We start from the raw sequence: 23,304 nt of genomic DNA, 5'->3' as shown, positions 1-23,304 counted from the left end.
AGGCCGAACGGACAGACTCGAATCCATCGACAGGACCACAGCCGACAGGCGGACGGGAGGCGACACAGTGGACGAGCGCTACGACAGCTACTGCGCCGCCGACCCGCTGTTCTACGACTCCCTCGGCAGCGCCGTCGCGCAGCCCACCTTCCCCGCGGCGACCCGGCCGCTGCCGGCGGGTTGGCGCCGGGAGTCGCTCGACGACTGGCTCATCCACGCCCCGGACGGCGAGCGCCTGCCGCAGCAGGGCTGGAAGGTGCACGTGTCGGCCACGGTCGCCAACGCCGACCGGGTGCTGGACACCGTCTGGGACTACTGCGTACCCCGGGGCCTGTCGTTCAAGTTCCTGCGCGGCCCCCGCACCCTGCTGCTGCGCAACTCCAAGTACGCTGCCCGGGCCGCCAGCGGCAAGTTCGTGACCGTCTACCCTCGCGACGACGCCGAACTCGAACTGGTCTGCAAGGAACTCGACGAGCTGCTCACCGGCGAGGCCGGCCCGTACATCCTCAGCGACCTGCGGTACGCCGCCGGGCCGGTGTACGTCCGCTACGGCGGCTTCGCCGCCCGGTACTGCCACTCCCCCGACGGCCAGGTGGTCCCGGCGGTCGAGGACGAGACCGGCACGCTGGTGCCGGACCGCCGCGACCCGGTCTTCCACCTGCCGTCCTGGGTGGCGCTGCCCGACTTCCTCGCGCCGCACCTGGCCGCGCGCAACGCGACCAGCACCGACGAGGTCCCTTACCAGATCGAGAAGGTCATCCACTTCTCCAACGGTGGCGGCCTGTACGTCGGACGCGACCGGCGCACCGACACCCAGCTGGTGTTCAAGGAGGCCCGGCCGCACGCCGGCCTGGACGCCGACGGCACCGACGCCGTCACCCGGCTCGCCCGGGAGGCCGCCGTCCTGCGCCAGCTCGCCGACCTGCCGCAGGTGCCGCGGGTGCACGACGAGTTCGCCCTCGGTGACCACCGGTTCCTCGCCCTGGAGTTCATCGAGGGCCGCCCGCTGAACAAGGTCCTGGTCGACCGTTACCCGCTGATCGACGCCGACGCCACCGACGACGACCGCGCCGCGTACGCGAGCTGGGCGCTGGACGTGCACCGCCAGGTCGACGAGGTCGTCCGGGCGATCCACGCGCGCGGCCTGGTCTACGGCGACCTGCACCTGTTCAACATCATGCTGCGTCCGGACGACCGGGTCGCGCTGGTCGACTTCGAGGTGGCCGCCCCGGTCGACGGGCACCGCCGGCCGGGCCTGCGCAACCAGGGCTTCGCCGCGCCCCGGGGACGCACCGGCGTGGCCGTCGACCACTACGCCCTGGCCTGCCTGCGGCTGGCCCTGTTCCTGCCGCTGACCCAGCTGGTCCGCCTCGTCCCGGCGAAGGCGGCACACCTGGCCGACATCATCGCCGACGCCTTCCCGGTGCCGAGAGACTTCCTCGACGCGGCGGTAGCGGAGATCACCGCTGCGGACGCCGAGCCCGGGAACCGCGTCCCACCCACCACCGACGTCCCCTCCGTCGACCGGGACCGGCTGGCCCGCGCCATCCTGACCAGCGCCACGCCCGCCCGCACCGACCGGCTGTTCCCCGGTGACATCGAGCAGTTCCGCAGCGGCGGGCTCAACCTCGCCCACGGCGCGGCCGGCGTGCTGTACGCGTTGCACCAGGGCGGCGCCGGGCGGTGGCCGGAACACGAGCAGTGGCTGGTCCGCCAGGCCACCTCACCGCCGTCGGGCACCCGGTGCGGCTTCTACGACGGCCTGCACGGCGTCGCGTACGCCCTGGAGGTGCTCGGTCGCCGGCAGGACGCGCTCGACGTGCTCGACATCTGCCTCCGCGAGTCGACGACCGGGCTGGACCACAGTCTTGCCGGCGGGCTGGCCGGCATCGCCCTGAACCTGGCCGAGCTGGGCGGGCGTACCGGTGAACCGGCGCTGCGGGAGGCGGCCTGGCAGGTCACCGGAGAGTTGGTGGAACGGCTCGCCGACGACCCCGGCGGCGAGGTCAGCGGCGGGCGACACCCGTACGCCGGGCTGCTGCGCGGCCGGACCGGCGCGGCGCTGCTGCTGGTGCGTCTGTACGAGCTGACCGGCGATCCGGACCTGCTCGACCACGCCGCCACCGCGCTGCGGCAGGACCTGCGCCGCTGCGTGGTCCGACCCGACGGCGCGCTGGAGGTCAACGAGGGTTGGCGCACCATGCCCTACCTGGGCCAGGGCAGCGTCGGCATCGGGCTCGTCCTCGACCAGTACCTGCGCCACCGCGGCGACGAGCAGTTCGCCGAGGCGAGCGCCGGGGTGCGTCGCGCCGCCCGGTCGCCGTTCTACGCGCAGTCCGGTCTCTTCGCCGGGCGGGCCGGCATCATCGCCTACCTCGCCGCCCACCGTGACGACACGCAGCTGCGCCACGAGATGGAGGGCCAGGTCCGGCGGCTGGGCTGGCACGCCCTGCCGTACCGGGACGGCACCGCCTTCCCCGGCGAGCAGTTGCTACGGCTGTCCATGGACCTGGCCACCGGCACCGCGGGCGTCCTGCTGGCGCTGGCCACCACCCGACGTGACGCCCCGACGACCCTGCCCTTCCTCGCGCCCCTCACCGGCGCACCGGACTCCCCCGCGACAGCGGGGGCGACCCTGACCCCGACGCCCGATGGGAGGTGACACGACATGGCGCTCCTCGACCTTCAGGGACTGGAGGCGGCTCCGGCCGACCGGACCGGCGGTGGTAGCCGGGCGAGCCTGCTGCTCTGCGGCGACAGCTCGCTGTCCGTGACGACCTGCAACTGATCGGACCGCACCACGCGAGGCCCTGGACGGTTACCTGACCGTCCAGGGCCACGCCGTACGACCGGGAGGACCGATGCGAACGCTGGCCGGCGCGGACCGCCTGCTGTTCCGGGTGGTCCGAGACGGTGGCGGCTGGACCGTCACGCTGGTGGTGGTGGCGCTGGCCGGTGCCGCCGCCGAACTGGCCCTGCCCGCGGTGCTGGGGCTGGCCGTGGACGCCGCCGTCGGTGGTGACGCCGCCCACCGATGGCCGCTGGTCGCCTGCCTCCTCGTCGTCGTCCTGCTGGTCACCGACGTCCTCGGTGACCTGGCTGGCGGGTACGGCGCCGCCCGGGCCACGGCCCGGCTCCGCCGGAGGCTGCTGCGGCACCTGTTCGCGCTGGACGTCCGGGCCGTGCGCCGTTTTCCGGTCGGTGACCTGGTCGGCCGGTTGGCCGGACAGGCCGCCGACACCGGGCAGGCCGGCAACGCCGTGGCACTCGGCGGGATCGCCGTCCTGCCGCCGCTGGGCAGCGTCGTGGCGCTGTTCCTGCTGGAGCCCGTGCTCGGCTTCACTCTCCTCGCCGGGCTGGCCGTGCTGACCGTCCTCATGGCCACGTTCGTCACCGACGCCTCGGCGGTTGTCACCGCGTACCAGCGGGTGCTCGGGGCGATCGCCGGCCGGCTGCAGGAGGCACTCGGTGGTGCCCGTACCATCGCCGCGGCCGGCACCACCGACCTCGAGTGCGACCGGGTGCTGGCGGCGTTGCCCGACCTGCGCGGCCACGGCCGGTCCGGCTGGCGGTTGCTGGCCCGGGCCAACGCCCGCGTCGCGGCCGTGGCACCGCTGCTCCAGGTCGCCGTCGTCGCCGTCGGCGGGTACGCGCTGAGCGTCGGCTGGCTCACCGCCGGCCAACTGGTCGCCGCCGTGCAGTACGCCGCGCTCGGCGCCGGGCTGGGTGCGGTGCTGGCCACCCTCAACCGGCTGGTCCGTAGCCGGGCAGCGGCCCGCCGGATCGCCGAGCCGCTGTCCTGTCCGGTGCGTCCCGGTGGCAACGAGCCGTTGCCGCCCGGCGGCGGTCACCTGCGGCTGCGCGGGGTCGGTGTCCGCGCCGACGACCGGGCGGTCCTGGACGCCATCGACCTGGACGTGCCCGCCGGTCGCACGGTGGCCGTGGTCGGGCGTTCCGGGGCCGGCAAGTCCGCCCTCGCCGCCGTGGCCGGGCGGTTGTACGACCCGGACAGCGGCGAGGTGCTGTTGGACGGGGTACCACTGGCCCGCCTCGACCGGGCCGCGCTGCGTCGGGCGGTCGGTCACGCCTTCGACCGTCCGGTGCTGGTCGGTGAGACGGTGCACGACGCGATCGGGCTCGGTCTGCCGGAACGGTCGGCCCGGCCGCCCTCGACCGGTGCGCCGGCCACCGCCGCCGTGCTGGCGGCGGCCCGGTCCGCGCAGATCGACGGGGTGGTGGCCCGGCTGCCCGACGGGTTCCGCACCCGGACCGTGGACGCACCGCTGTCCGGAGGTGAGACCCAGCGCCTCGGGTTGGCTCGCGCGTTCCACGCCGAGCGGCTGCTCATCCTCGACGACGCCACGTCCAGCCTGGACACCGCCACCGAACATCGGATCACCCGCGCCTTGACCGGCCGGGACGCAGGGCGTACCCGCCTGGTGGTCACCCACCGGGTGGCGACGGCCGCCGCGGCCGACCTGGTCGCCTGGCTCGACGCCGGTCGGCTGCGCGCGTTGGCCCCGCATCGGCGACTCTGGACGGACCCGGACTACCGGGCGGTGTTCGCGGAGGACGGTGTCCCCCGGTGATCGGTCCGGGCGTTGGTCGGACGACGTGGCGGGCGTTGCGGGCCCGTCGCCGGGACGTCGGCCGGCTCGCCGCCTGGTCGGCGGTGGAGTCCCTGCCGGCGCTGCTCGCCGGGCTGCTCGTCGCCCGCGCCGTCGACCAGGGTTTCCTGGCCGGCCGGTTCACCACCGGCGTGGCCTGGCTCGGCGGACTCGCGGTGGCCGTCCTGCTCGGCGCGGCGGCGACCGGGCGCGTCTACCGGAGCCTGGGTGACGTGGTGGAACCGTTCCGCGACGAGCTGGCCCGTCTGGTGGTCCACGGCGCGTTGCACGACGCCACCCGGACCGGCGCTCACCCGGACAGCGCTCCGGTGGCCCGCCTCACCCACCACGTGGAGATCGTCCGGGACACCTTCGGTGGCCTGGTCATGGTGGTACGCGGCTTCCTGTTCACCGCCGGAGCGGCCCTGCTCGGCCTGCTGGCCCTGGATGCCACGGTCGCGGCGCTGGTGGCGGCCCCGCTGCTCGTGGGGCTTGTCGTCTTCGCCGCCGCGCTCCCGTCGATGCTGGCGCACCAGCGGACCCAGGTGCGAGCCGGCGAGGCGCTCGGCCGGTCGGCGGCGACCGCGCTGACCGGTCACCGCGACGTGCTCGCCTGCGGTGCCGAGGAACGCACGGTGGCCGAGGTCGACCGCAGGGTCGGCGACCACGCCGACGCCGAGCGGACGCTGGCCCGGATGTCCGCGCTACGCAGCTTGAGCCTCGGCCTGGGCGGCTGGCTGCCGGTGGTGGTCCTGCTGCTCGCCGCGCCGTGGCTGGTGCGGCGCGGACTGACCACCGGCGCGGTGCTCGGCGCGTTGGTCTACGTCACCACCAGCCTGCAACCCGCGCTGCACGCCCTGGTGCAGGGGCTCGGTGGTGGAGGGCTGCGCTACGCCGTCACCCTGGAACGGATCCTGCGCACCTGCCGGCCCCCGTCGCGGCGCGACCGGGCGGCCACCCCCGGCCCGGACCCGGCGGGCGGCACCCCGGCGGTCCGGTTGTCCGACCTGACCTTCCGGTACGGGCCCGGTGCCCGGCCGATCCTGGCCGGCTTCTCGCTGACCCTGCCCGAGGGAGAACATCTGGCGGTGGTGGGACCCAGCGGCACCGGCAAGTCCACCCTGGCCGGGCTGGTCGCCGGGCTGATCGAGCCGGAACGCGGCACGGTCCGTCTCGCCGGTCGCCCGGTGGCCCCCCTCGGTCGAACGGACCTGGCCGCGCTACGGGTGCTCGTGCCGCAGGAGGCGTACGTGTTCACCGGTTCCCTGGCCGACAACCTCCGCTACCTGAGTCCGGACGCCGACGACAGGGCCGTCGAGACCGCGCTGGCCCGGCTCGGTGCCGACGCTCTCGCGCGGCGGCTCGGCGGCCTCGCCGCCACGATCGACCCGACCACGCTCTCCGCCGGTGAACGGCAACTTGTCGCCGCCGTACGCGCCTACCTGGCCCCCGCCCCGCTGGTCATCCTGGACGAGGCGACCTGTCACCTGGACCCGACGCTGGAGGCCACCGTCGAGTCGGCCTTCGCCCGACGACCGGGCACCCTGGTCGTCATCGCCCACCGGATCAGTTCCGCCGTCCGCGCCCGACGGGTGCTGGTGTTCGACGAGGACGGACCGCTGGACGGCAGCCATCAGGAACTGCTGGCCCGCTCGCCCGGCTACCGCGACCTGGTCGGGCACTGGGACGGTGTGGCGGCGGCGGGCGGCGGCGCCGACCGTACCGCCGACCGGGTCGCCGCGCCCCGCGGCTGACCTTCGGCGGTCAGATCCAGCCGGCGTCGCGGGCCACCTGGACCGCCTCGACTCGGGTGCGCCCGCCCGTCTTCCGGATGATCCGGCCGAGATGATTACGGACGGTCCCAGGGGCCAGACCGAGCGAACCAGCCACCTCGGCGACCGGCGCGCCGCCGGCGGTCAGGTCGAGGATCTGCGCCTCACGCGCAGTGAGTGGGTTCTCCCGGTGCAGCGCTGCCAGCACCAGATCCGCGTCGACCACCGGCTCGCCACGGGACAGCCGGCGGATCCCGTCGACCACCCGGTGCGGCGGAACGTCGCTGCCGAGGACGCCGACGGTTCGGGACGGGGTGAGCGTCCGGTACAGGCTCCCGGCCCGACGCGGCTCGGCGAGCACCAGCAGCGGACAGCAGCCGGTCGCCGGCAGCCCCTCGACGAGGTCGAGGTCGACCACCGCGACGTCCGGCCGACGGCTACGGATCGTCCAGGTGACCACGTCACCCCGGGCCACCTCCGCCACCACGCTGATGTCGTCCTCCGCGGCGAGCACGAAGGACAGGGCACCCCGAACCAGGGCACCGTCGATAGCGAGCAGGGTACGGATCACCGCAGGCTCTCCGAACTCGTCGGCTGGATCACGGACCGTCAGCATTCAAACACGCCCCGGCTGGTTCCGCCCGTCGGCGGGCGGTGGTGGGCTGGGGCCGCCGGGCGGCGACCCCAGCCACGGTCACATCCAGCCGTCACGGCGCGCGAGCAGGACCGCCTCCATCCGGTTGCGGGCGCCGGTCTTGCGCATGATCGCCGACAGGTGGTTACGCACCGTGCCGTGCGCCAGGAACAGCCGGTGGGCGATCTCCTTGAGCGGCAGCCCCTCGGCGGCCATCCGCAGCACCTCGGCCTCCCGAGGCGTCAGCGGGCCCGTGGCGGGACGCAGCGCCGTCGCGGCGGCGGCCACGTCGATGACCCGTTCCCCCGCCGCGAGCGCCCGCACCGTCCGGACCAGCTCGTGCAGCGGCTCGTCCTTGCCGACCAACCCCTGCGCTCCGGCCGTCAACGCCTCCGTCACCAGGCCCCGGCTCCACCGGTCACTGAGGGCCAGCACCGCTGTCGCGGGTGCCGCCCCGATGATCTCGGAGATCACCGCCACCGGCTCGGGAACACCCGACGCCAGATCCACGAGCACCACGTCCGGCAGGTGTCGACGCACCAACGCGGGCAGGTCACCGATGCCCGTCGCCTCGGCGACGACCTCGATGTCCGCCTCACCCGCCAGCGCCGCGCACAACGCACTGCGCAGCAGCCCCATACTTTCGCCAATCACAACGCGGATCACCACGTAGCTCCGATCTGAGGTACGCGCGGCGCGGCGACTGCCGGTCCCCTGGACGGGACCACGCAGGTCGGCCCCGCGCGAACGGACTGGGCCCGGCCCGTGGGACGTCGGCTGCACGACGGCCCCGGGCACCCGTACGACCACGCCGGGCGACCAGCCGGTGGAATCCCGGCGGCGCGGGCGGGTCAGGGCGGACTCAGCCGGGTCGGGCGCTCACGCCGGGGAAACGGCCCGCGTACCTGCGGGGCGCGGGGACATCGGTCCGAGCGTTGACTGTCGGCGGCACCTGGCACCCGTCGAGGACCATTCCCCGCAGTGGTGCGGGGCCGCCGTCGGCTCCGGTGACACCGTCGCCAGCGGGCGGATGAGGACGCTGCGGTAGGCGGGTCGGTGACTGCGTCAACCCGGATCCGGCTTCCGGGGTGCCGGCGGAGAACCGAGGCCAGCCGAGCGACACCCCGGCCACGGGAACAGCCGGCGTCACCTCGTGCGGCGGTGTGGCCCTCGGTGCCGCGGGCGGCGGATCAGGTGCCAGCGATCGAGCCGGCGGCGGCACACCCGCGACAGGGGCGGTGACCGACGTCCACGACGTCGGTTCACCCCCGGTGTACGGCCCGGCAGCGGAACCTGGCGGCAGCACGGGAAGTGTGCCGGTGACCAGGTCCGGGAGCTGCGTGAGCGGCGTCGTTACCGTTGCCACCCCGGAGCCCACCACCGCGACGGCCGCGACCAGCACCGGTCGCAGAACAGCCTGCGACAGCACGACGACGGCTTCCGTCGCGGGCAGCGCCGCCAAAGCTGTCCCGGGCAGCGCCGCAAGGCCCGTCGCGGGCAGCGCCGTCAAAGCTGTCCCGGGCAGCGCCGCAAGGCCCGTCGCGGGCAGCGCCGCCAATGCCGTCGCGGCGTCGCCCGGGACGGGCGGAGCAACCAGGCCGGTCGCGGGCCGGGTGACCTCCGGCGGGGGCGGCAGCGCCAGGCCCGGCTCCGGCGCCGGAGGCCGGTCGCCGACGATCGGCACGGTCGACCGGCTCGGCGGCGTCACGGGCGTACGCCCGACCGGCCCGGAGCCCTTCGACGACCCGTCGCGCGGCGTCCGGGCAGCCACCGCACGGTGACCCGGTGTGTCGCTGGTCAGGGACGGGTCAGCCGGTGAGCGGCTGCCCGGTGACGGGTCGACGGGACCGTCGGGCGTCGGTACTCGACCGGTACGCGTGGTCGCCGGTGGCCGCGCCGGGCGGCCGCCGCGCGCCCCGCCTTCGTCGGCACGACGGTCGTCATCCCGCCGACCGGTGACCGGCAAGCCCCGCGTCGAACTCCGGCCCTCGCCGGAACGCCGGACGTCCGGGCGTTCGACGAGGCCGGTGACCAGTTCGTCGAGGGGCGAGGTGGGCCGGTCACGTTCGCGTTCCTGCCGATCCGCGCCGGCCGAGGGCACACCGACGCTGTCCGCACTGGCCGGGTCGCTCGACAGGGCACCGATGAGCAGGCCGACGCCCACGGCGGCGGCTCCCATGACGGCGAGACGGGCGACGGCGACCGCTGGGCGCGCTGGCGAGGCGTCGGGCCCCCGCCGGACGGCGGGCGGACGGCGAAACGTCGGACGACGCACAGAGCCTCTCTCTCGCCGGGAACGTCGACTTATCGTATTCAGCCCCTTACCCGGTCGCTGACCGTGAGCAACCCGTTGACGGATTGCCGACTCTCCGGCTGACGGTGGCGCTGCTGTCGGGTAACCGGTGCGGCCACACCGGGGTTCGACCGCCGATCGCGGTCACCGAAAACGCGGCAAGCCTTCCACCCCGGGAAGGCTTGCCGCGTGCATCCGTCACACGTCGCGCGTCAGGTCACGTCGTCATACCGTCGGTCGATCGGAGCCGGCGCGTCGACAGGTGCGGGGGCGTCGATCGGGCCGCTCGCGTCGACCCGCTGCCCCGCCTCGACCGGCTCCCGGTCGAACTCCAGCGGGGAGACCTCGTCGTCGTCGATGCCGGCATAGATCTCCTTGCCGCGTCCCCGGCGCTTGTCGTTGAGGAACGCGACGCCGACCGCGGCGAAATAGAGCGCGCACAGGCACAACGCCAGCGCGCTCATGCCGAACGGGTCCGGCGTGGGGGTGACCACCGCCGAGAAGGCGAAGAAGACGAACACGGCGACCCGCCACCAGCTGAGCAGCCGCTTCGCGCTGGCGATGCCGACGAAGTTGAGCATCAACACGATCAACGGAAACTCGAACGCCACCCCGAACATCAGAATCAGGTTGGTGATGAACGATATGTAGCGGGTGATGTCGAGCGTGGTGTTGATGTCATCGCCCGAGATCTCCAGCAGGAACTCCAGCCCCTTCGAGGCGACGAAGTACGCCAGCACGGCGCCGGCCGCGAACAACGGTGCGGCCAGGGCGGTGAAGGCGTACGCGTACCGCCGCTCGTGCCGGTGCAGGCCCGGTGCGATGAAGGCCCACAACTGGTAGAGCCAGACCGGCGCGGCGAGGATCAGACCGACCCACAGACCGATCTTCAGGTTCAGCAGGAACAGGTCCGCCGGACCGAGCTGGACGAAGTTGCACCGGCCGTCGGGCAGTTGACTGCCGGGCAACTGGCAGTAGGGCTGGGACAGCAACTCACGGACGGGGCCGGCCAGCCAGAGACCGAAGCCGAAGCCGATCAGGATGCCCAGCGACGCCTTGAACAGCCGGTTGCGTAGCTCGCGGATGTGCTCGACGAGGGTCATCGAGCCGTCGGCGGCCCGCTCGAAGCTGCTCGGTCCGCGCTTGCTGAGTCCGAAGGCCACGATTACCGGACCCGGGGGTCAGTTCTCGCGGACGCGCTGCACCGGGTCGACGACCGGCTGCTGCACGGTGCCCTGGTAGGGCTGCTGCTGCGGTGCCGGCTGCTGCGGCGGGTACGGCTGGTAGCCGGCCTGCGCGTCGGCCTTGCCGGCGAGGTCGCGGTCGTCGTCGGCCAGGCTCTTCGTCTCGGCCTTGATGATCCGCAGCGAGCGGCCGAGGGACCGGGCGGCGTCGGGGAGCCGCTTCGCGCCGAAGAGCAGGATCAGCACGACCACGAGTACGGCGATGTGCCAGGGCTTGAGGGCATGCATGGAGGGCTCCAGTCGCACTGTGTCGATGAGGGTGGTTCCGCAGCCCATCGTACGTGCGACGACGGCCATTGCCACCCGCCGGGGCGGTGGTGGTTCGTCCCGGCGGGTGAAGTCTCGGCCAACCGCGAGTGTCCCGTCAACCGTGCGGCTGGATCATTCTGCGCGAAGCCGCGACGCCGTGTGCAGCAGCACGCACCGTACGGGCAGGAATGCGCACCGCGCGGGATGTGACGCCGGTGGAACGGCCCTCAGTCGCCGCGACGCGCCTTGATCACGGTGAGCCGCTGCTGGGTCGTCTCAAGCCGGCTCTGCAAGCCCTCCGCCCGCTGCTGGAGACTCTCCGCCGCCTCGCGCAGCGCGGTCGCCTCGTCGGCCCGTCGCTGCAACGCCAGCGCCGCCCGGCGCAGCCGGGGCAGTCGCGCCAGCACGGGTCGTACCGCCAGCGCGAGCAGAACCAACGGCACCAGCACGAGCGCGAGCACGATCCACTTCAGCACGCCGGCCAGCCTACTGCCTGTCGCCGGCCGCCGCCGGATTCGCGTCGGCCGGCACCGGGTGGGCGTACGCCTCCAGGGCCGCCACCGCCGACTCGTGGATCTGCCCGGCCAACTCGGCCGGCGCGACGACCTCGACGTCCGGGCCGAGACCCAGCACGAACCGACGGGCCCAGCCGAGATCGGTCACGCGCAGCGACACCAACCACCGCTCGCCGTCGGACTCGACCCGCTCACACGGGTAGTACTCGGTGATCCACCGTTCGCCCCGACCGATCCGCAACGTGATCAGGGGCAGGTCGGGCGAGGGCCGGAACGCCCCGTGACGCAGGTCGTGCGGTTGGGCCTGCGGGGGTACCACGGCGGGTTCGGCCAACGCGGTCACCGCGTCGATCCGGTCGGCCCGGAACAGCCGCACCGCCTCGGCGCGGCGGCACCACGCCTCCACGTACGTCCGGCCACCAATCATCAGCACCCGCAGCGGGTCGATGACCCGCTCGGTGGTCTCGTCCCGGGCCGGCGTGTAATACGTGATCCGCAACGCGCGACCGCCCTCCACCGCGGCCCGCAACTGTTCCACCCGCCCGGTGTCACCGGGCAGCCGCACCTCGACCGGCGCGGCGACCAGGTCACCCGCCGCGTCCTCGATCTTCGCGAGGGCCCGCTCGACCGCTTCCCGGTTCGCCACCCCGGGCGTCTCGGCAAGCATCCGCAACGCCACCACCAGCGCCAGTGCCTCATCCGGGGTGAGCCGCAGCGGCCGGTCGATGCCCGCGTCGTAGGTGATGGTCACCCGGTCACCGTCGAAGGCCATGTCGATCAGGTCGCCCGGGCCGTACCCGGGCAGCCCGCAGACCCACAACAGCTCCAGGTCCTCGCGTAGCTGCCGCTCGGTGACACCCAGGTCACCGGCCGCCTCGGCGATCTCGATCCCGGGCCGGGCGAGCAGGTACGGCACCAGGTTCAGCAGCCGGGCCAGCCGGTCCGCCGAGGCCCGGGATCCGGCCCGTGGCGCCACACCGCTCACCGGGACCACCCTCCGCGCACCACCGCGCGGCGCGCCGGCTCGTCCCGCGTGCTCACCGGACCACCGCCAGGGAGTCGTGTCGGGCGGCGATCTCCTTCAGCCGCTGGATGACCGCCTCCCGCACCTCGGGCGGGTCGACCACCCGCACGTCGGGCCCGTAGCCGACGAGGTGACCGGCCAGCGAACAGGCGTCGCCGTACGGCAGCACCAGCCGGTCCGCGTCGGGGCCGGCGGTGACCTCCACCGCCCAGCGGCGCAACCCGGCGGCCCGGCCCGGGGTGACCAGCACGGTCGCCCGGCCGGGTCGCTCGACCGGACCGGACCAGCGGGCCACGTGACTGATCAGGTCGACGCCGGTCGGCGGCTGGTAGGCACCCGACTCGCCGGTGGCCCGCACCGGGCCCACCACCCGGGACAGTCGGAAGCAGCGGGTGGCGTCGCGGTCCAGGTCGTGACCGACCACGTACCACCGGCCCCGCCAGCAGACCACTCCCCACGGTTGCAGGCGGCGCCGGGCAGACGCGTCGCGGTCCGGCACCCGGTAGTCGAAGCGGACCTCCCGCCGGTCGCGGGCGGCGGCGGTCAGCGGCGCGAACGCCGGGTCGACCGTGACCATCGGCTCCAGCCCGAGGGTGGCCTGCGGATCCACGTCCACGCCGGCGGCGCGCAGCTTCGCCAGCCCGGACGAGGCGGCGGCGGCCAGGCCGGCGTGCTGCCACAGTCGAGCGGCGATGCCCACCGCGGCCGCCTCGTCGGGCTGGAGGGGGATGTCGGGCAGCGCGTACTCCCGGTGGGCGATCCGATACCCGGGCTCCGCGTCGAAGGCGCTCGCCGTGCCGGTCTCCAGCGGTACGCCCAGTTCCCGCAGCTCGGCCTTGTCCCGCTCGAACTTGCGCTGGAAGGCCTCGTGCTCGCGGGCGTCGTCCGGATCGTGTTCATAACCGGGCACGGTCGCGGCGATCTGCGCGGCGGTCAGGAACCGCCGCGTGGACAGCAGGCAGATCACCAGGTTGACCAGCCGTTCGGTGCGACTACGTGACACCCCGTAGACGCTAGCAGCCCTGACCCCCCACACAGCCATCCCACGCCACCCTCACCACCCCCCAACCCCCCCTTCTCGTCGATCTTGCACTTGTGGTCGCCGGTATGTCGCTTTTGTTGTGCTATCGGGGGCAGAAAGTGCAAGATCGACGGGGTGGGGCGAGGGGTGCCGGGGGTGGAGGGTTAGCGTTCGGGGGTGGTGCGGTGGCGGGCAGGTGCGGTACTCAGGGTGCGTCGGCGGTGGGCCGGCGCGGTGGAGCTGGACGTCGAGGTGGACGGCGGCGGCGCGATGCGGGCGCTGGCCTATCCGGCGCTGGTCGGTGAGCCCGAGACCGGCGACCGGGTGCTGCTCAACGCCGGTGCGCTGCTGATGGGTCTGGGCACCGGCGGGTACGCCCTGGTCGTGGCGCTGCCGGAGCGGCTACCGCCGGATCCGCCGCAGGCGATCGACTCCCGCGACGCGGGTCATCTGGTCAAGGCCCGCTACACCCCGTTGCAGCCGATCCTGCTCGGCGTCGACGAGGAGGCGTCACCGCACCGGGCGGCGCTGGCGGCCGCCGACGACCTGGCCGGTCTACCGGTGGTGACCGCCGACCTGCACTCCGCGCTGCCGGCGATCCTCGCCGGCATCCGGGTCGACGCGCCGCGGGCGCGGGTGGCGTACCTGCTCACCGACGGCGGGGCGTTGCCCGCCTGGTTCTCCCGCACCCTCGCCGGACTGCGCGACGAACTTGTCGGCACGATCAGCGTGGGGCAGGCGTTCGGAGGTGACCTGGAGGCCACAACGCTGCACAGCGGACTGCTCGCCGCCCGGCACGTGCTCGGCGCGGACGTCGCGGTGGTGGCCCAGGGCCCGGGCAATCTCGGCACCGGCACCCGCTGGGGATTCTCCGGGGTGGCCGTCGGCGAGGCGGTGAACGCCGTCGCCACGCTCGGTGGACGCCCGGTCGGCTCGCTGCGGATCTCCGCCGCCGACCCGCGCCCCCGACACCGCGGCGTCTCGCACCACAGCCTCACCGCGTACGGCCGGGTGGCGCTGGCCCGCGCGGAACTGGTGCTGCCGGCGGGCCTGGAACCGGCGCTGGCCGCCGAGGTCGACGCCGCGGTGGCACCGCTGGCGCAGCGGCACACGCTGGTGCGGGTGGACACCGTCGGGCTGGACGCGGCGCTGCGCCGCAGTCCGGTGCCGTTGTCGACGATGGGACGCGGGCTGGACGCCGACCACGCCTACTTCCTGGCCGCCGCCGCGGCCGGCCGGCACGCCGCCCGCCTGACGGCGCAGTCACCGGCCGGGGATTGACGAGGCGCCCTGCTCGACCGCCCCGCGCGCGTCAGGCGAAGATGACCAGGGCGGCCCAGGCACCGACGATCAGCGCCAGGGCCAGGGCCAGCACCCAGGTGGGCACGGTGTACTCGCCACGGCGGTTACGCTCGATCTCGTCGCGGATCTTGTCGCGGCGGCGTTCGAGCCAGCTCTGCCGTTGCGCGCCCGGAGTGGGAGGTTCAGGAAAAATCATGGCCTGACCAGCCTACCCGGGGCCGCGCCGGTCGGCGTGGCCCCGGTCGACCCCGTCACATGCTGGCGATCAGCCGCTCCACCCGCTCGTCGTACGCCCGGAACGGGTCCTTGCAGAGCACGGTCCGCTGCGCCTGGTCGTTGAGCTTCAGGTGCACCCAGTCGACGGTGAAGTCCCGCCGCTTCTCCTGGGCGTGCCGGATGAACTCGCCGCGCAGCCGGGCCCGGGTGGTCTGCGGCGGTGTCTCCTTCGCCTCGAAAATCTCCGGATCGGTGGCCACCCGGTCCACCTCGCCGCGCCGCTCCAGCAAGGCGTAGAGGCCCCGCCCACGGCGCAGGTCGTGGTACGCCAGATCCATCTGCGCCACCCGGGGGTGCGACAGCGGCAGGTCGTGCTTGCGCTGGTAACGCTCGATCAGGCGCAGCTTGGTCACCCAGTCGATCTCCCGGGAGACCGGTTCCAGGTCGCCGGTCTCCACCGCCCGCAGCACCCGGCCCCACAACTCGACCACCCGCTTGGCGGTCTGGTCGCCGCCCCGGCGCTCGACGAACTCGGTGGCCTTGGCCAGATATTCCTGCTGGATCTCCAGGGCGCTGATCTCCTTGCCCGAGGCCAGTCGCACCTTCCGCCGGCCGGTGATGTCGTGCGACACCTCCCGGATCGCCCGGATCGGGTTCTCCAGGGTGAGGTCGCGCATCACCACGCCACCCTCGATCATCCGCAGCACGATGTCGGCGGTGCCGACCTTCAGCAGCGTGGTGACCTCGTTCATGTTGGAGTCACCGACGATGACGTGCAGCCGGCGGTACCGTTCCGCGTCGGCGTGCGGCTCGTCCCGGGTGTTGATGATCGGGCGGCTGCGGGTGGTGGCCGATGACACCCCCTCCCAGATGTGCTCGGCCCGCTGGGACAGGCAGTAGACCGCCCCACGCGGCGTCTGCAACACCTTGCCGGCACCGCAGATGAGCTGCCGGGTGACCAGGAACGGGATCAGCACGTCGGCGAGCCGGCCGAACTCACCGTGCCGGGACACCAGGTAGTTCTCGTGGCAGCCGTACGAGTTGCCGGCCGAGTCGGTGTTGTTCTTGAACAGGTAGATCTCGCCGGCGATGCCCTCGTCGTGCAGCCGCTTCTCCGCGTCGATGAGCAGCCCCTCCAGGATCCGCTCACCGGCCCGGTCGTGGGCGACCAGGTCGACCACCGAGTCGCACTCCGGGGTGGCGTACTCGGGGTGCGAGCCGACGTCCAGGTAGAGCCGCGCGCCGTTACGCAGGAAGACGTTGCTCGACCGGCCCCAGGACACGACCCGGCGGAAGAGGTACCGGGCCACCTCGTCGGGGGACAGCCGCCGCTGTCCGCGGTAGGTACAGGTGACGCCGTACTCGGTCTCCAGACCGAAGATTCGCCGTTCCATGATGAGACATTAGCCGTACGGAGGCCCTGTTCGTCACTGTCGGGGCACGTGCCGACCTCAGCCGTCGGTGGAACCCGCCGCGGCGACGAGAGTCGCGACGTGCCGCCGGCAGGTGTCGTACTGCGGCAGCAGCCCGGCCGACCGGGCCTGCGCCAGCGTGGGCGCGGCGGCGTCGCGGGCGGACAGGCGCGGGCTCGCGGTCGGCCAGTCGATGCCCAGCTCCTCGTCCAGCGGGTGCACCGCGTGCTCGGCCGACGGGTTGTACGTGGTCGAGCAGAGATAGTTGAGGGTGGCGTCGTCGGTCAACGCGCAGAAGCCGTGACCGAGCCCCTCGGCCAGGTAGACCGCGCGCCGGTCCACGTCGTCCAGGCGCACCCCCTCCCACCGGCCGAAGGTGGGCGAGCCGACCCGCAGGTCGACGATGACGTCGAGCACCGCTCCCCGGACACAGGTGACGTACTTCGCCTGCCCCGGCGGCACGTCGGCGAAGTGGATGCCGCGCACCACGTCGCGGGCCGAGACGGACAGGTTGCCCTGCGCCAGTCGCAGCGGATGCCCGACCGCCTCGGCCAACCGGTCGAAGCGGTACCACTCCAGGAACAGTCCGCGTGGGTCGCCGTGCTGCTGCGGAGTGACCTCCCAGGCGCCCTCGACGCTCAACGGTCGCAGCTTCACCGGGCCGCCCCCGTAGCGCCGAACTCGCCGGTCGGCTCCTGCCGGTCACCGGCGAGCAGGTCGAGCAGGTAGTCGCCGTAGCCGCTGCGGGTCAGCGGCTCGGCCAGGGCGCGCAACCGCGCGTCGTCGATCAGCCCGGCCCGCCAGGCGGCCTCCTCCACGCAGCCGATCTTCATGCCCTGCCGCTCCTCGATCACCCGGACGAACTCGGCGGCCTGCATCAGCGAGGTGAAGGTGCCGGTGTCCAGCCAGGCGGTCCCCCGGTCCAGCACGGTGACCGACAGCTCACCCCACCGCCGGTACGCCTCGTTCACCGCGGTGATCTCCAACTCGCCCCGGGCGCTGGGCGTGAGCCCCCGGGCGATCTCCACCACCCGGTTGTCGTAGAAGTACAGGCCGGGCACCGCGTACCGGGACGTCGGGCGCTGCGGTTTCTCCTCGATCGACAACACCCGCCCAGCGGCGTCGAAGCGCACCACGCCGTACGCCTGCGGGTTGGCCACCGGGTACGCGAAGATCCGGCCACCCACCGGATCACCGGCCGCGGCCAACTGCCGGCCCAGACCCGCACCGTGGAAGATGTTGTCGCCGAGGATCAACGCCACCGACTCGTCGCCGATGAAGTCCGCGCCCAGCACGAACGCCTGCGCGATGCCCTCCGGCCGGGGCTGGGCGACGTACTCCAGCCGCAGCCCGAACTGGCTGCCGTCACCGAGCAGCCGCTGGAACTGGCCCTGCTCCTCCGGTGTGGTGATCACCAGGATCTCGGACATCCCGGCCATCACCAGGGTGGAGAGCGGGTAGTAGATCATCGGTTTGTCGAAGACCGGCATCAGCTGTTTCGACACCGCCCGGGTGATCGGCCACAGCCGGCTTCCGGTGCCACCGGCGAGCAGGATTCCACGCATCCGGGCGAGCCTACCGGCAGCGGGACGGACCGGCGCGCGTCGCCTGCGCTGCGGATGTGGCCGTTTCGCGTAGACTTCCGGACCCGTGAGGATCCTGGTCACCGGCGGCGCCGGCTTCATCGGCTCGGAATACGTCCGGACGCTGCTCGGCGTCCCCGGCGGCGGCGCGGCGGGCGTACCGGCGGTGGAACCGGCCCAGGTCACCGTGCTCGACGCGCTGACCTACTCCGGCAACCTGGCCAACCTCGCGCCGGTGGCCGACGATCCCCGGCTGCGGTTCGTCCAGGGTGACATCCGTCACCCCGAGGTGGTCGACGAGACCGTCGCCGGGCACGACGTGGTCGTGCACTTCGCCGCCGAGTCCCACGTCGACCGCTCGATCGCCGGTGCCGCACCCTTCGTCACCACGAACGTCCTCGGCACCCAGAACCTGCTCGACGCCGCGCTACGCCACGGCGTCGCCCGGTTCGTGCACGTCTCCACCGACGAGGTCTACGGCTCCATCGCCGAGGGCTCCTGGACCGAGGACTGGCCGCTGGCCCCCAACTCCCCCTACTCGGCGTCGAAGGCCGGCTCCGACCTGCTCGCCCTGGCCTACCACCGCACCCACGGCCTCGACGTGGTGGTGACCCGCTGCTCCAACAACTACGGGCCCTACCAGTACCCGGAGAAGGTCGTCCCACTGTTCGTCACCAACCTCCTCGACGGGCGCACCGTCCCGCTCTACGGCGACGGCGGCAACGTACGCGACTGGCTGCACGTGCACGACCACTGCCGCGGCATCGCCCTCGTCCAGCACAAGGGTCGCGCCGGCGAGGTCTACCACATCGGCGGCGGCACCGAACTCACCAACAAGGAGCTGACCGCCCGGCTGCTCGACGCCTGCGACGCCGGCTGGGACCGGGTGACCCCCGTCGCCGACCGCAAGGGACACGACCGCCGCTACTCCCTCGACATCACCAAAATCAGCAACGAGCTCGGGTACGCCCCCAGCATCACCCTCGACACCGGACTCGCCGACACCGTCAGGTGGTACCGGGACAACCGCGCCTGGTGGGAACCGCTGAAGGCGGCGAGCGCATGAGGTTCCTGGTGACCGGCGCCGGCGGGATGCTCGGACGCGACCTGGTCGACGTCGTCGAAGCGCGGCCGGAACACCAGGTCACCCCCGCCACCCGCGCCGACCTCGACATCACCGACCCGGCCGCCGTGCACGCCGCCGTCGCCGGCCACGACGTGGTGGTGAACACCGCCGCCTGGACCGACGTCGACGGCGCCGAGACACACGAGTCGTCCGCCACCGCCGTCAACGGTGACGCCGTCGCCCACCTCGCCACCGCCTGCGCCGCCCACGGCACCCGCCTGCTGCACCTGTCCACCGACTACGTCTTCGACGGCACCGCCACCACGCCGTACCCCGAGGACGCGCCCACCGCACCGCTCAACGCGTACGGTCGCGGCAAACTGATCGGCGAACAGGCCGTGACCCGGCTGCTGCCCGACACCGGATACGTGGTGCGGACCGCCTGGCTCTACGGCGCCCACGGCCGCAACTTCGTCACCACCATGCTCGACCTGGCCGACCGCCGCGGCACCCTCGACGTCGTCGACGACCAGCGCGGCCAGCCGACCTGGTCCCACGCACTGGCCCGACACCTGGTCGCGCTCGCCGAGGCCGCCCACGCCGGACGCGCCGCGCCCGGGATCTACCACGGCACCTGCTCCGGCGAGACCACCTGGTACGGCCTGGCCCGCGCCGTGTTCGCCCGGCACGGTCTCGACCCGGACCGGATCCGACCCACCACGAGTGCCCGATTCGTGCGACCCGCCCCCCGACCGACGTACAGTGTGCTAGGGCACGGCCGGTGGGCCGAGGCCGGGCTGCCGCCCCTGCCGGACTGGCACGCCACCCTGGCCGACGCGTTCGCCCCCGCCGCTCCACCCTCCCCGTGGAAGGTCGTATGAAGCTCACCCTCGTCACCGGCCTGACCGGCCTGATCCTGCTGGCCACGATCGTCGAACTGCTGCGCCGCCGGCAACTGCGCGAGAAGTACGGCATGCTCTGGCTCGGCCTGCTGTTCGTGGTGATCCCGCTCTCGCTGTTCCCCCGGCTGCTCGACGGCGTCGCGGACCTGCTCGGTGTCGCCTCCGGGGTCAGCCTGGTGCTCTTCCTCGGCATCGTCTTCCTCCTGCTGGTCTGCATCCACCTCAGCTGGGAGGTCAGCGCGCTGGAGGAGGAGACCCGCACCCTCGCCGAGGAGTTCGCCCTGCTCCGCGCCGAAGTCGAGGCCGAACGGGCGGAACGGGCGGAGTGGACCCGACGACTGGACCGGACCGAGATGGTGTCCCACGATGGTTAACGGCAAGCGGCTGCTCATCATCATTCCGGCGCTCAACGAAGCTGCCTCCATCGGCGACGTCGTCGGCGAGATCCGCGGCGAACTGCCCGGCGTCGACGTGCTCGTCGTCGACGACGGCTCCACCGACCACACCGCCGCCGTCGCCGCCGCCGCCGGCGCCCGGGTCGCCCGACTGCCGTACAACCTCGGCGTCGGGGGCGCCATGCGACTCGGCTACCGCTACGCCCACGACCACGAATACGACGTCGCGGTGCAGGTCGACGCCGACGGGCAGCACGACCCCCGGTACGTACCGAAGCTCGTCGACCTGCTCGACGACTACGACCTGGTCATCGGGGCCCGGTTCGCCGGCGAGGGCGAATACACGGTACGCGGGCCGCGCCGCTGGGCGATGGGCATGCTGTCGCTGGTGCTGTCCGGCCTGGCCGGCACCACGCTGACCGACACCACGAGCGGCTTCCGGGCGGCCAACCGACGAATGATCGAGATGTTCGCCGGCTGGTACCCCGCCGAGTACCTCGGCGACACCGTCGAGACGCTCGTGCACGCCGCCCGGCGCGGCTACCGGATCCAGCAGGTGCCGGTCGCCATGCGCCGCCGGATGGCCGGCACGCCCAGCCACTCCCCCGCGCGGGCGATGATCTACCTCGGCCGGGCCGTGGCCGTGCTCACCCTCGCCCTCATCCGCCGGTGATGCGCCGCCTGCTCCGTCTCGTCCCACCCGGCACCATCGGCGTCGGCATCGGACTGGCCGTGGTCGGGCTGGCCTCGTACGTCCACCTCGCCCTGGCCGGGCACAACCTCGACGCCGCCGACTACTCCTCGCTGTCGGTGCTCTGGTCCGTCGTGTTCACCCTCGGCATCGGCGTGTTCTTTCCCGTGGAACAGGAGGTCGCCCGGCTCGTCGCGGCCCGGCACACCCGTGGGCTGCCACCCGGACCGGTACTGGCCCGTGGCGCCGCCGTCGCCGCCGCCGTACTCGGCCTGCTGCTCGTGCTCACCGTCGGCGCCGCCGACCTGCTCACCGACCGGCTCTTCGACGGCGACCCCGCGATGGTGCCCGCCCTCGGCGGCGCACTGGCCGCGCTGGCGGTGGCGCACACCACCCGAGGGGTGCTCTCCGGCCTGCGCCGCTTCGGCTGGTACGGCACCCAACTCGGCCTCGACGGCGGGCTGCGCATCGGCCTGGTCGCCATCCTCGCCCTCACCGGCGTGGACTCACCCGTGGCCTACGCGCTGGTGCTGGTCGCGGCCCCGCTGGCCGCCGTCGCGCTGACCGCCGCACCGATCGTCCGGACTATCGGCCGTGGACCGGCGGTCCCCTGGCCACCCCTGCTCCGCGGCCTCGCCCTGCTCACCGTCTCCAGCCTGCTCGCCCAGGTGGTCGTCAACATCGGCGTGATCAACGTACGGCTGCTCGACCCGACCGACGTCGCCACCGCCGGCGCCCTGCTCTCCGCGCTGGTGCTGGTCCGCATACCCCTGTTCGTGTTCGGCTCGATGCAGGCCGCGCTGCTGCCCGGCCTGTCCACCGCCGCCGCCACCGGCGACGAACCGGCCTTCCGCACAATGCTCCGCCGATCCCTGGCCGTCGTCACCGCCCTCGGGGCCCTCGGCGGTGCCCTTGCCGCACTGTTCGGCCCGTGGCTCGTGCGGGCCCTCTTCGACACCCCGGACGTCCTCGGCCACGGCGACTTCGCCTGGCTCTCGGTGGCCACCCTGGCCTACCTGTGGGCGATGGTGCTCGGCCAGGCGCTGCTGGCCCGCGACCGGCACCACGCCCAAGCCCTGGCCTGGACCGTCGGTGTCGCCGCGCTGATCGTGGCGACCCTGCCCCCACTGCCCGTCGCGCTGCGCGTCGAACTCGGCTACACCGTCGGCTCCGTGGTGGCCGCCGCCGTCATGGTGGCCCTGCTGCGCCGCCGACGGACGGCACCACCCGCACCACCGGTCGCGGCGCCGGTGCCCGCCACCACCAGCGGAGGAGCACCATGAGACCGCCCCGCGTCACCGCCGTGATGCTCGCCTACGGTGCCGAACCCTGGCTGGTCGACGCCGCCCGGGCCGTACTGGCCAGCACCGGAGTCGACATCGAACTCGTCGTGGTCGACAACGGCTGCACCGGCGACGGCATCGACGTGGTCAAGGGCCTGCCGGGCGTGCGGCTCGTGCGGCCGGAGGCGAACACCGGCTACTCCGGCGGCTGCAACATCGGTGCCGCCGAGGCCACCGGCGACTGGCTGGCCTTCGTCAACTCCGACGCCATCGTCGCCCCCGACGCCCTCGCCAAGGTCGTCGCGGTGGCCGCCGAGCCCGGCGTCGGCGCCGCCATGGCCTCCATCCGGCTCGCCCACGACCCCGAGCTGATCAACACCTCGGGCAACCCGCTGCACTTCACCGGCCTGTCCTGGGCCGGCGGCAACGGCGAACCCGCCAGCGCCCACGCCCGGCGCACCACGGTGCCCTCACTGAGCGGCTGCTGCTTCGTCATCAGCCGCCACCGCTGGACAGACCTCGACGGCTTCGCCGACGAGTACTTCGCCTACCACGAGGACACCGAACTCAGCCTGCGGCTGTGGCAGCGCGGCCTACGGCTGGAGTACGTGCCCGACGCCGTGGTCCGGCACCACTACGAGTTCTCCCGCAACGACCTCAAGCTCTACCTGGTCGAACGCAACCGACTGCTCACCCTGCTGACCGCGTACCAGGGCCGGACCCTGGCCCTGCTGGCACCGATGCTGCTGCTCACCGAGGTCGCCATGCTCGCCGCCGCGCTGGCCGGCGGCTGGGGGCGGCAGAAGACCCGGGGCTGGGCCTGGCTGTGGCGGCACCGCGGTTGGGTACGCGCCCGTCGGCGACGCCTGCAGGCCGAACGCACCGTCGGCGACGGCACCCTCGCCCACCTGATGACCGCCCGCGTCGCCCCGTCGAACGTGGCGGCCCCGCCCGGGATGGGCGTCTTCAACGCGGTCGCCATGGCCTGGTGGGCACTCGCGCGGAGGCTGCTCGCCCGCCGCTGATCGGGTCCACCCGGCGCCAGCCGACTCAGCGCACCGTCGGCCCGGTCGGGGAACGACGCGGCGCCCGACC

General features: G+C 73.3%; 23 protein-coding genes. 11 read left to right on the top strand and 12 right to left on the bottom strand.

Features of this window, described 5'->3' with window-relative positions; genetic code table 11:
• Window positions 1–67 precede the first annotated feature (67 nt).
• The 4 genes from lanKC (at window position 68) to O7597_RS27005 (ending at window position 6,361) form a co-directional block, all read left to right on the top strand.
• On the top strand, window positions 68–2,662 hold the full coding sequence (gene lanKC, locus O7597_RS27020; RefSeq protein WP_281581094.1) for a class III lanthionine synthetase LanKC: 2,595 nt from the start codon (window positions 68–70) through the stop codon (window positions 2,660–2,662).
• Between the two features lie 6 nt (window positions 2,663–2,668).
• A complete protein-coding gene (locus O7597_RS27015) occupies window positions 2,669–2,788 on the top strand; it encodes a SapB/AmfS family lanthipeptide (RefSeq protein WP_093405935.1) in 120 nt (39 codons plus the stop codon).
• Window positions 2,789–2,861: 73 nt separating this feature from the next.
• Window positions 2,862–4,589 carry an ABC transporter ATP-binding protein gene (locus O7597_RS27010; protein ID WP_269741492.1) on the top strand — a complete coding sequence of 576 codons (1,728 nt, stop codon included), beginning with the start codon at window positions 2,862–2,864 and terminating at the stop codon, window positions 4,587–4,589.
• A complete protein-coding gene (locus O7597_RS27005; RefSeq protein ID WP_269741491.1) occupies window positions 4,586–6,361 on the top strand; it encodes an ABC transporter ATP-binding protein in 1,776 nt (591 codons plus the stop codon). Before O7597_RS27010 ends, O7597_RS27005 begins: the two co-directional genes overlap by 4 nt.
• 10 nt (window positions 6,362–6,371) lie before the next feature.
• Here O7597_RS27005 and O7597_RS27000 read toward each other — a convergent pair whose 3' ends face one another.
• The 8 genes from O7597_RS27000 to O7597_RS26965 form a co-directional block, all read right to left on the bottom strand.
• Complete coding sequence (locus O7597_RS27000) at window positions 6,372–6,995, bottom strand: response regulator transcription factor (RefSeq protein WP_269741490.1); 624 nt, start codon at window positions 6,993–6,995, stop codon at window positions 6,372–6,374.
• A 78-nt stretch (window positions 6,996–7,073) separates the two neighbouring features.
• Window positions 7,074–7,667, bottom strand: coding sequence for a response regulator transcription factor (locus tag O7597_RS26995; RefSeq protein WP_269741489.1), 594 nt, complete (start codon window positions 7,665–7,667; stop codon window positions 7,074–7,076).
• A 208-nt stretch (window positions 7,668–7,875) separates the two neighbouring features.
• Window positions 7,876–9,192 (bottom strand): hypothetical protein, encoded by a 1,317-nt coding sequence (locus O7597_RS26990; protein ID WP_269741488.1) that lies wholly within the window; start codon window positions 9,190–9,192, stop codon window positions 7,876–7,878.
• Between the two features lie 326 nt (window positions 9,193–9,518).
• Window positions 9,519–10,469, bottom strand: coding sequence for a twin-arginine translocase subunit TatC (gene tatC, locus O7597_RS26985; RefSeq protein ID WP_269741487.1), 951 nt, complete (start codon window positions 10,467–10,469; stop codon window positions 9,519–9,521).
• 18 nt (window positions 10,470–10,487) lie between these two features.
• Window positions 10,488–10,778 carry a Sec-independent protein translocase subunit TatA gene (gene tatA, locus O7597_RS26980; RefSeq protein WP_269741486.1) on the bottom strand — a complete coding sequence of 97 codons (291 nt, stop codon included), beginning with the start codon at window positions 10,776–10,778 and terminating at the stop codon, window positions 10,488–10,490.
• A 248-nt stretch (window positions 10,779–11,026) separates the two neighbouring features.
• A complete protein-coding gene (locus tag O7597_RS26975) occupies window positions 11,027–11,275 on the bottom strand; it encodes a hypothetical protein (RefSeq protein ID WP_093405953.1) in 249 nt (82 codons plus the stop codon).
• A 10-nt stretch (window positions 11,276–11,285) separates the two neighbouring features.
• Window positions 11,286–12,299 carry a YafY family protein gene (locus O7597_RS26970; protein WP_269741485.1) on the bottom strand — a complete coding sequence of 338 codons (1,014 nt, stop codon included), beginning with the start codon at window positions 12,297–12,299 and terminating at the stop codon, window positions 11,286–11,288.
• 52 nt (window positions 12,300–12,351) lie between these two features.
• Entirely contained in the window at window positions 12,352–13,341 is a 990-nt protein-coding gene (locus O7597_RS26965; RefSeq protein ID WP_269741484.1) for a WYL domain-containing protein, read from the bottom strand.
• A 195-nt stretch (window positions 13,342–13,536) separates the two neighbouring features.
• On the opposite strand from O7597_RS26965, the gene O7597_RS26960 reads away from it, so the two are divergent.
• Entirely contained in the window at window positions 13,537–14,640 is a 1,104-nt protein-coding gene (locus O7597_RS26960) for a DUF3866 family protein (protein ID WP_269741483.1), read from the top strand.
• 31 nt (window positions 14,641–14,671) lie between these two features.
• Here the strand turns inward: O7597_RS26960 and O7597_RS26955 are convergent, their stop codons facing one another.
• Genes O7597_RS26955 through rfbA form a run of 4 tightly spaced genes read right to left on the bottom strand, consistent with a single transcriptional unit; the run spans window position 14,672 to window position 17,854 of the window.
• Complete coding sequence (locus tag O7597_RS26955; RefSeq protein WP_164446957.1) at window positions 14,672–14,857, bottom strand: hypothetical protein; 186 nt, start codon at window positions 14,855–14,857, stop codon at window positions 14,672–14,674.
• A gap of 55 nt (window positions 14,858–14,912) precedes the next feature.
• A complete protein-coding gene (pafA, locus tag O7597_RS26950) occupies window positions 14,913–16,271 on the bottom strand; it encodes a Pup--protein ligase (RefSeq protein WP_164446958.1) in 1,359 nt (452 codons plus the stop codon).
• Window positions 16,272–16,328: 57 nt separating this feature from the next.
• Window positions 16,329–16,946 carry a dTDP-4-dehydrorhamnose 3,5-epimerase gene (gene rfbC / locus O7597_RS26945; protein WP_269741482.1) on the bottom strand — a complete coding sequence of 206 codons (618 nt, stop codon included), beginning with the start codon at window positions 16,944–16,946 and terminating at the stop codon, window positions 16,329–16,331.
• Window positions 16,943–17,854 (bottom strand): glucose-1-phosphate thymidylyltransferase RfbA, encoded by a 912-nt coding sequence (rfbA, locus tag O7597_RS26940; RefSeq protein ID WP_269741481.1) that lies wholly within the window; start codon window positions 17,852–17,854, stop codon window positions 16,943–16,945. The genes rfbC and rfbA overlap by 4 nt, the downstream gene beginning before the upstream one ends.
• Window positions 17,855–17,939: 85 nt before the next feature.
• Here rfbA and rfbB point away from each other — a divergent pair, with 85 nt between their 5' ends.
• From rfbB to O7597_RS26910, 6 genes are read left to right on the top strand one after another with little or no spacing between them, the layout of a single operon-like run.
• Window positions 17,940–18,938, top strand: coding sequence for a dTDP-glucose 4,6-dehydratase (gene rfbB / locus O7597_RS26935; RefSeq protein ID WP_269741480.1), 999 nt, complete (start codon window positions 17,940–17,942; stop codon window positions 18,936–18,938).
• Entirely contained in the window at window positions 18,935–19,819 is an 885-nt protein-coding gene (rfbD, locus tag O7597_RS26930) for a dTDP-4-dehydrorhamnose reductase (RefSeq protein WP_269741479.1), read from the top strand. The genes rfbB and rfbD overlap by 4 nt, the downstream gene beginning before the upstream one ends.
• Window positions 19,816–20,214, top strand: a complete 399-nt coding sequence (locus O7597_RS26925) for a DUF2304 domain-containing protein (RefSeq protein ID WP_269741478.1) — start codon at window positions 19,816–19,818, stop codon at window positions 20,212–20,214. Before rfbD ends, O7597_RS26925 begins: the two co-directional genes overlap by 4 nt.
• Window positions 20,207–20,908 carry a glycosyltransferase family 2 protein gene (locus tag O7597_RS26920; protein ID WP_269741477.1) on the top strand — a complete coding sequence of 234 codons (702 nt, stop codon included), beginning with the start codon at window positions 20,207–20,209 and terminating at the stop codon, window positions 20,906–20,908. Before O7597_RS26925 ends, O7597_RS26920 begins: the two co-directional genes overlap by 8 nt.
• Complete coding sequence (locus O7597_RS26915; RefSeq protein ID WP_269741476.1) at window positions 20,908–22,209, top strand: polysaccharide biosynthesis protein; 1,302 nt, start codon at window positions 20,908–20,910, stop codon at window positions 22,207–22,209. Before O7597_RS26920 ends, O7597_RS26915 begins: the two co-directional genes overlap by 1 nt.
• Window positions 22,206–23,234 (top strand): glycosyltransferase family 2 protein, encoded by a 1,029-nt coding sequence (locus O7597_RS26910; protein ID WP_269741475.1) that lies wholly within the window; start codon window positions 22,206–22,208, stop codon window positions 23,232–23,234. The genes O7597_RS26915 and O7597_RS26910 overlap by 4 nt, the downstream gene beginning before the upstream one ends.
• Window positions 23,235–23,304 lie beyond the last annotated feature (70 nt).

It is taken from the genome of Verrucosispora sp. WMMC514 (assembly GCF_027497295.1).
In the GTDB taxonomy this organism is placed as follows: Bacteria; Actinomycetota; Actinomycetes; order Mycobacteriales; family Micromonosporaceae; genus Micromonospora; species Micromonospora palythoicola.
The sequence above is the reverse complement of the archived record's forward strand: the minus strand, read 5'-3'. Positions and strand labels throughout refer to the sequence as shown.

Coding starts and splice junctions, on each gene's coding strand:
- rfbA (WP_269741481.1), bottom strand. CDS start 17,854: ATGCGTGGAATCCTGCTCGCCGGTGGCACCGGAAGCCGGCTGTGGCCG.
- pafA (WP_164446958.1), bottom strand. CDS start 16,271: ATGGAACGGCGAATCTTCGGTCTGGAGACCGAGTACGGCGTCACCTGT.
- tatA (WP_269741486.1), bottom strand. CDS start 10,778: ATGCATGCCCTCAAGCCCTGGCACATCGCCGTACTCGTGGTCGTGCTG.
- O7597_RS26955 (WP_164446957.1), bottom strand. CDS start 14,857: ATGATTTTTCCTGAACCTCCCACTCCGGGCGCGCAACGGCAGAGCTGG.
- O7597_RS26920 (WP_269741477.1), top strand. CDS start 20,207: ATGGTTAACGGCAAGCGGCTGCTCATCATCATTCCGGCGCTCAACGAA.
- O7597_RS27015 (WP_093405935.1), top strand. CDS start 2,669: ATGGCGCTCCTCGACCTTCAGGGACTGGAGGCGGCTCCGGCCGACCGG.
- O7597_RS27010 (WP_269741492.1), top strand. CDS start 2,862: ATGCGAACGCTGGCCGGCGCGGACCGCCTGCTGTTCCGGGTGGTCCGA.
- O7597_RS26990 (WP_269741488.1), bottom strand. CDS start 9,192: ATGGGAGCCGCCGCCGTGGGCGTCGGCCTGCTCATCGGTGCCCTGTCG.
- O7597_RS26910 (WP_269741475.1), top strand. CDS start 22,206: ATGAGACCGCCCCGCGTCACCGCCGTGATGCTCGCCTACGGTGCCGAA.
- O7597_RS27000 (WP_269741490.1), bottom strand. CDS start 6,995: ATGCTGACGGTCCGTGATCCAGCCGACGAGTTCGGAGAGCCTGCGGTG.
- rfbD (WP_269741479.1), top strand. CDS start 18,935: ATGAGGTTCCTGGTGACCGGCGCCGGCGGGATGCTCGGACGCGACCTG.
- O7597_RS26925 (WP_269741478.1), top strand. CDS start 19,816: ATGAAGCTCACCCTCGTCACCGGCCTGACCGGCCTGATCCTGCTGGCC.
- O7597_RS26915 (WP_269741476.1), top strand. CDS start 20,908: ATGCGCCGCCTGCTCCGTCTCGTCCCACCCGGCACCATCGGCGTCGGC.